At 72.4% G+C, this 6,438-nt stretch carries 6 protein-coding genes; 4 read left to right on the forward strand and 2 right to left on the reverse strand.

The genetic code is table 11. The features are described from left to right. The first annotated feature begins 283 nt into the window (after positions 1 to 283). From ACWCO3_RS29690 to ACWCO3_RS29700, 3 genes are read left to right on the forward strand one after another with little or no spacing between them, the layout of a single operon-like run. On the forward strand, positions 284 to 1,051 hold the full coding sequence (locus ACWCO3_RS29690; RefSeq protein ID WP_145781810.1) for a glycerophosphodiester phosphodiesterase: 768 nt from the start codon (positions 284 to 286) through the stop codon (positions 1,049 to 1,051). A gap of 19 nt (positions 1,052 to 1,070) precedes the next feature. Next, complete coding sequence (locus tag ACWCO3_RS29695) at positions 1,071 to 2,462, forward strand: MFS transporter (protein WP_145781812.1); 1,392 nt, start codon at positions 1,071 to 1,073, stop codon at positions 2,460 to 2,462. Positions 2,463 to 2,518: 56 nt separating this feature from the next. Continuing rightward, a complete protein-coding gene (locus tag ACWCO3_RS29700) occupies positions 2,519 to 3,235 on the forward strand; it encodes a thymidine kinase (RefSeq protein WP_145781814.1) in 717 nt (238 codons plus the stop codon). Here the strand turns inward: ACWCO3_RS29700 and ACWCO3_RS29705 are convergent. Together ACWCO3_RS29705 and ACWCO3_RS29710 are read right to left on the reverse strand one after the other, a co-directional pair. Next, the gene (locus ACWCO3_RS29705) at positions 3,202 to 4,359 is read right to left on the reverse strand and encodes a low temperature requirement protein A (protein ID WP_450013188.1); all 1,158 of its coding nucleotides are present in this window, start codon (positions 4,357 to 4,359) and stop codon (positions 3,202 to 3,204) included. The two genes, ACWCO3_RS29700 and ACWCO3_RS29705, sit on opposite strands and share 34 nt — an antisense overlap. Positions 4,360 to 4,399: 40 nt before the next feature. Further along, positions 4,400 to 4,858 carry an Rv0361 family membrane protein gene (locus ACWCO3_RS29710; RefSeq protein ID WP_425280534.1) on the reverse strand — a complete coding sequence of 153 codons (459 nt, stop codon included), beginning with the start codon at positions 4,856 to 4,858 and terminating at the stop codon, positions 4,400 to 4,402. A gap of 137 nt (positions 4,859 to 4,995) precedes the next feature. Here ACWCO3_RS29710 and ACWCO3_RS29715 point away from each other — a divergent pair. After that, on the forward strand, positions 4,996 to 6,438 hold a 1,443-nt coding region (locus ACWCO3_RS29715), incomplete at its 3' end, for an acyl-CoA dehydrogenase family protein (RefSeq protein WP_450013191.1).

Here is a 6,438-nt window from a genome sequence, read left to right on the forward strand (position 1 = left end):
GGGAGAACCGGGCCGACGAGCGTCTCGTCGCGTTCGCGCAGGTGCGTGACCTGACCGAGCTTCGCGAGCAGGACGGCCGTCTGGTCGCGCTGCCGGGAGGGAGCATCCCGGCCGGTCACGGAGACGGCACGGTCGCACCGGTCAGACCAGCGTGGACGCGGGGCCGGCCACCATTGCGGAGAAGGACAGCCGGTGGCCACCCGCGCCGCAGGCCCGGCGTCCCTGGCCTGATCTTCGCCGGTAGGTCACCCGCGCTCCACCAGCGGCGGGCATACTGCGTCGCGTGCTGACCCGATCCGGCTACCTCGACGCGCCCGCGCCGCTGGCGTTCGCCCACCGCGGCGGCGCCGCCGACGGCGACGAGAACACCACCGAGGCGTTCGCCCGGGCCATCGGGCTTGGTTACCGGTACGTGGAGACCGACGTGCACGCCACCGCGGACGGCGTCGCGGTGATCTTCCACGACCCGACGCTGCAGCGAGTCACCGGCGAACCGGGGCGCATCGCCGAGATGAGCTGGGCAGACCTCGCCTCGGTACGCGTCGCCGGCGCCGCCGTCGTACCCCGGCTCGACGAGGTCCTCGGCGCCTGGCCGCAGGTCCGCTTCAACATCGACGTGAAGGCCGACGGCGGCGTCGAGCCGACGGTCTCGACCGTGACCCGGGCCGCCGCCGGCGAGCGGGTGCTGCTCGCCTCGTTCAGCGACGCCCGCCTGACCCGGATGCGCGCGCTCACCGAGGGGCGGGTCGCCACCAGCCTCGGCATGCGGGGCGTCGCCCGGCTACGCCTCGCCTCCCTGCACGGACGCCCACTGCGGCTGCCCCCGTCGGTGGTCGCCGCGCAGGTGCCGCCCCGCTACGGGCGGGTGCCGGTGGTGGACCGCCGGTTCCTCGACTACTGCCACCGGATCGGCCTGCAGGTGCACGTCTGGACGATCGACGAACCCGCCCAGATGCACGACTTACTGGATCGTGGCGTGGATGGCATCATGACCGATCACGTCGGCGTGCTGCGCGACGTCTACCGCAGCCGCGGCCACTGGGCCGCCTGAGCCATTCCAAGGACCCCCGATGGCCGAGACCGTGACCCCCACGGTGGACGACACTCCGCCTCCCGCGAGCACCCGCCGGGAGCGTCGGGGCTGGTACATCTACGACTGGGCCAACTCCGCGTTCCAGACCACCGTCATCACCGTGTTCCTCGGCCCGTTCCTGACCACCGTCGCCGAGGTGGCGGCCGGCTGCGAGCTGGGCGCGGACTCGTGCGACGGCTTCGTGTACCCGCTCGGCATCAAGGTCGCCGCCGGGTCCTACTACCCGTACCTGATCTCGCTGTCGGTGTTCCTCACCGTGTTCGTGCTGCCGGTCATCGGGGCGATCGCGGACCGGTCGGCGCACAAGAAGCGGCTGCTCGGCGGCGCCGCGTTCACCGGCGCCGGCGCCACCATCGCGATGGCGTTCGTCACCGGCGACCGCTACCTGCTCGGCGGGGCGCTCTTCCTGGTCGCCAACATCTCCTTCGGCGCCGCGATCGTGGTCTACAACTCGTTCCTGCCGCAGCTCGGCGGCCCCGACGAACGCGACGGCATCTCCAGTCGCGGGTGGGCGCTGGGCTACCTCGGCGGCGGTCTGCTGCTGGCGCTCAACCTGGTCGCGATCACCCTGCTCGACGACGGTGACAACCCGCAACGCACCCTGGACCTGGCCCGCTGGTCGATCGTGTCCGCCGGAGTCTGGTGGGCGCTGTTCACGCTGGTCCCGCTGCGGTGGCTGCGCGAGCGCCCGTCGGCGGCGGCGCTGACCGGTGGCGGCAACGTCCTCACCGACGGGTTCCGCCAACTCGGCCGCACCGTCCGCGAGATCAAGGCGTACCCGCTGACGCTGTACTTCCTGCTCGCCTTCCTGGTCTACAACGACGGCATCCAGACCGTCATCACCCTGGCCAGCCAGTACGGCACCGAGGAACTGCGCCTGGAACAGAGCACCCTGATCATCACGATCCTGCTGGTGCAGTTCCTCGCCTTCGGCGGAGCGTTGAGCCTGGGCGCGCTGGCCCGGCGCATCGGCGCGTGGAAGACCGTGCTGCTCAGCCTCGTGCTCTGGACCGGTGTGATCATCGCCGCGTTTCGGCTGCCCGCCGAGGCGCCCGTGCCGTTCATGGTCCTCGGCGCGGCCATCGGCCTGGTGCTGGGCGGCAGCCAGGCGCTGAGCCGGTCGCTGTTCAGCCAGCTCATCCCCACCGGGAAGGAGGGCGAGTACTACGGCTTCTACGAGATCAGCGACAAGGGCACCAGTTGGCTCGGTCCGCTCGCCTTCGGCCTGGTGTTCCAGCTCACCTCCTCCTACCGGGTGGGCCTGGTCTCACTGCTGATCTTCTTCGTGGTCGGTTTCCTGCTTCTCGCCGCCGTACCGATGCGCCGTGCCATCGTCGCCGCGGGCAACACGCCGCCGCGGGTGCTCTGAGCACGCATCCCGCGCCCGACAGATCAGGAGTGGCCGATCGGCTAGGCTGCCCGACCGTGACTGACGACGCCACCACCGCCCCGACCTGCCTCGCCCACCCGTTCCCCGGTCAGCCGCACGCTCCGGCCGGGTGCGCGGCGGCGCGCGGGTTGGACGGGCGGCCGGTGCACGCGGCGGCGTTGAAGTTCTTCTGGGGGCCGATGGACTGCGGCAAGTCCACGATGGCGCTGCAGATGAACTACAACCACGCCCGGCAGGGTCGTCGGGGGTTGGTCACCACCCGCATCGACAGGTCGTTGGGCCCGCAGGTCACCACCCGCATCGGGCTGGCCCACGAGGCTATCGAGGTCACCGACGACCTGGACCTGCGGGCCCTGGTGCGCGGGCGGTGGGCCGACGGGGTACGCGTGGACTATCTGATCTGCGATGAGGCGTGCTTCTACACCGTGGAGCACGTCGAGCAGATGGCGGAGCTGGTCGACAGCTACGACGTCGACGTGTTCGCGTTCGGGCTGGCCACCGACTTCCGGTCCAGCCTGTTCCCCGCCGCGCAACGTCTCTTCGAGTTGGCCGACGAGGTGGCCCGCATCCAGGTCGAGGTGCTCTGCTGGTGCGGCCGGGAAGGGCTGCTCAACGCCCGCGTCGTCGACGGGCGGGTCGTCCGCGAGGGCGCGCAGGTCGTCATCGGCGACACCGTGGACACCGCCGAGGTGCGCTACCAGGTGCTGTGCCGCCGGCACTACCGCAGCGGCGACCTGGGCCCCCGCGACTGAACACCCCGGAACCGGTCGGCGACGATCACGGCGATCGTCACCACCACCGCCACCGTGGCGCACCCCGCGACCGGAACCCCGAGCCCCACGCAGACCGGCATCAGCGCCAGCAGCACCACCACCGCCGTGATCCGGCTGGTCGGCAGGGTCCGCCACAGCAACGCCTGGTACGCGGCGTGTCCCGCGAGGAACAGCGCCGGGCCGCCCAGGGTGAGCATCACGACCTCCTCGGTGGCGGGCGCGCCGGGCTCGCGCAGCAGCCGTTCGTCACCCGCCGAGGTGACGATGACACCGGCGACGATCACGGGATGCAGGAAGTTGAACGCCACCCGGCTCAACGCGCCGGTGCGGTCCCCGGCGTGGGCGATGACCTCCGTCGCGGCCGGGGCTGAGCGGGCGAAGTACACCCACCACAGGGCCACCGAACCGGCGAAGGCAAGCAGGAACGCGCCGGACGTCACCCGGTTGAGGTTCGACGTGAGAGTGATGCCGGTGACCAGGATCGACTCGCCCAGCGCGATCAGGACGAACGCCGCGCACCGCTCGGCCAGGTGTCCGCCCTCCACCATCCACCGCTCGGGGCGGCTACGCCCCCGCCCCGGAAACGGGTAGCCGATCAACAGGCCGACCACGTCGAGCACGACCGCCGACGCCCACAACGCCTCCCGGGCGGCCCCGCCGACCAGGCCGCCGACCACCATGAGCACCGACGTCCCGACTATCCACGGCAGCGACTTCTGAAAGCCGTCGACCAGCCATGGGGTGCCCTGCACCGCCCACAACGCGAATATCGTCCGGCCCACCTGCAGGGTCACGTAGACCACCACGAAGAGCAGGCCGGTCCCGGCGAACGACTGCGGGATCGCCGCTGACAGCAGCAGGCTGCCCAGCGCCACCCCGATCAACATCGCCCGCACCGGACCCCGGTCCGGGTGCAGCCAGTTGGTCAGCCAGGTGGTGTAGACCCAGACGAACCAGACGAGCGCCAGCAACAGCGCGGTACGTCCGCCACCACGCCAGCCCGGGTGTTCGATCAGGTAGTGCGACAGCTGGGTGATCGTGAAGATGAAGACCAGGTCGAAGAACAGCTCGGTTGAGGTGGTCGGTTGGACCCCTTTGCGCATGCGCAGCAACCCGGGATGCGCCGGGGTGACGGCCGGCGGTTCAGAAGGGGTCACCGCACACCCGCCAGTCTCCGCCCTCGCGGACCACCGGCAGGCGACGTTCCTCGCTGAGTCCACCGTCGCGGGTCACCTTCACCGTCACCGTGCCCTGCGGTCGGCCGCTGCGGGTGGCGACCGACACGTCGGTGATCTCGTAGTCGGTGACCATCGGCGGGGTACGCACCCAACTGGTGAAGCCGACAGCGCTCCATCTGCTGCGGGCGTCCTCGCAGAGCCGCTCGTACGCCCGGTCGCTGTCGCCGAGGGTCACCTCGCTGAAGAACCCGTCGGCGGTCTCCCGGATCGGGCCGGCGGCCTGACGGACGGTCTGCAGGTTCCAGGCGGCCAGGCCGGCCACCCCGACGCAGCACAGCGCCACACCGAACCCGGCGAACGCCAACCCGGTGCGCATCGGGCGGCTGCGCCGGGCCGGTCGGCTCCACGACTGACCGGCACCCACGACTACCGACCGTAGAGAACGTCGTCGCACCGAGGTACGACAAGCGGAAAATCGGGTCCGGGGACTCACACTGTTCGCGGCGGCCACGGATCGTCTACCGTCGGCGCACACCCCCGAGCAGTGCCAGGAGCCGATCGATGAGCCGCTTCGTTCAGCCGGTACCACCCCCCGTCGACCCGTACGCCGGTGATGGCCTGCTGCGGTCCTGGCTGGAGCGTCACCTCGGCCCGGCCGGGCACGCCGCCGCGAAGGGCCGCCTCGCCGACCTGGCCGCCGACGTCGCCGGGCCGTTGCGCGCGGCGCACGCCGACGCGGAGGCGCACCCGCCGACGCTGGTCCGCTACGACGCGTGGGGTGCGCGGGTCGACCGGATCGACACCTCCGCCGGCTGGCAGGCGCAGCGGGCCGCCGCCGCCCGGCACGCGGTGGTGGCGCTGCCCTACCTGCCGGACGCGCGCGGCACCTGGGGCGCCGCCGCTCGGGTGGTGCAGCACGCCCTGCTGCACCTGTACGGGCCGGAGTCGGCGACGTTCTCCTGCCCGGTGGCGATGGCCGACGGGGCTGCCGCGCTGCTCAGCCTGCCCGAGGTGGACAACGGGATCCGGGACGCGTGGCTGCCCCGGCTGATCTCCACCGACCCGGCCGAGGCGATCACCAGCGGGCAGTGGATGACCGAGGCGCAGGGCGGCTCCGACCTGGGCCGCTCCAGCACGATCGGCCGGCCCGCGGCGGATGGTTCCTGGCGGCTGACCGGGGAGAAGTGGTTCTGCTCCGCCGCCGACGCGGCGATGGCGGTGGCGCTGGCCCGACCCGAGGGCGCCGGGCGCGGCAGCCGGGTCCTCGCGCCGTTCCTCGTTCCCCGGTACGCGGTCGACTCACCGCTGGCCGACGGCACCGCCCCGGGAGCGCCGGCGCCGGGTGTCACGGTGCACCGCCTCAAGGACAAGCTCGGCACGAGGGCGCTGCCGACCGCCGAGATCGGTCTGCACGACGCGTACGCGCTGCCGCTGGGCGACCCGGCGGTCCCCGGTCTGGTCCGGGCGATGACCCTGGTCGTGGTGACAAGGGTGCACAACGCCGCCGCGGCGGCGGGCGGGATGCGACGGGGTCTCGCCTACGCCCGGGCGTACGCCGACGTGCGGCACGTCGCGGGCGGCGCGTTGGTGTCCTCGCCGCTGCACCGGGCCACCCTGGGCACCCTGGCGGTCGACGCGGCGGGCGCGTTCGCTCTGGCTGGGCACGCGTTCGCCCTGCTCGGGCGGGTCGAGGTCGGTGCCGATCCGGTGGCCGCAGCGGAGCTGCGGATTGTGGCGCCGCTGGCGAAGCTGGCCACCGGTCGACTGGCCGTCAGTTCCGCCAGCGAGTACGTGGAGAGCTTCGGCGGGGCCGGCTACGTGGAGGACACCGGCGTGCCCCGCCTGCTGCGCGACGCCCAGGTGCTGCCGATCTGGGAGGGCACCACGAACGTGCTGGCCCTGGATGTGCTGCGGGCGCTGACCCGGGAGGACGCCGGGGCGCCCCTGCTGGCCCGGCTCGCCGCAGCCGTCGACCTGGCCCGACCGTTGTCGCCGGTGCTGGCC

The sequence above is a fragment of the Micromonospora sp. NPDC002411 genome (assembly GCF_053592955.1).

What these genes read in the sequence shown, in the direction of transcription:
- ACWCO3_RS29695 (WP_145781812.1), top strand. Translation starts at nt 1,071, where the DNA reads ATGGCCGAGACCGTGACCCCCACGGTGGACGACACTCCGCCTCCCGCG.
- ACWCO3_RS29705 (WP_450013188.1), bottom strand. Translation starts at nt 4,359, where the DNA reads ATGCGCAAAGGGGTCCAACCGACCACCTCAACCGAGCTGTTCTTCGAC.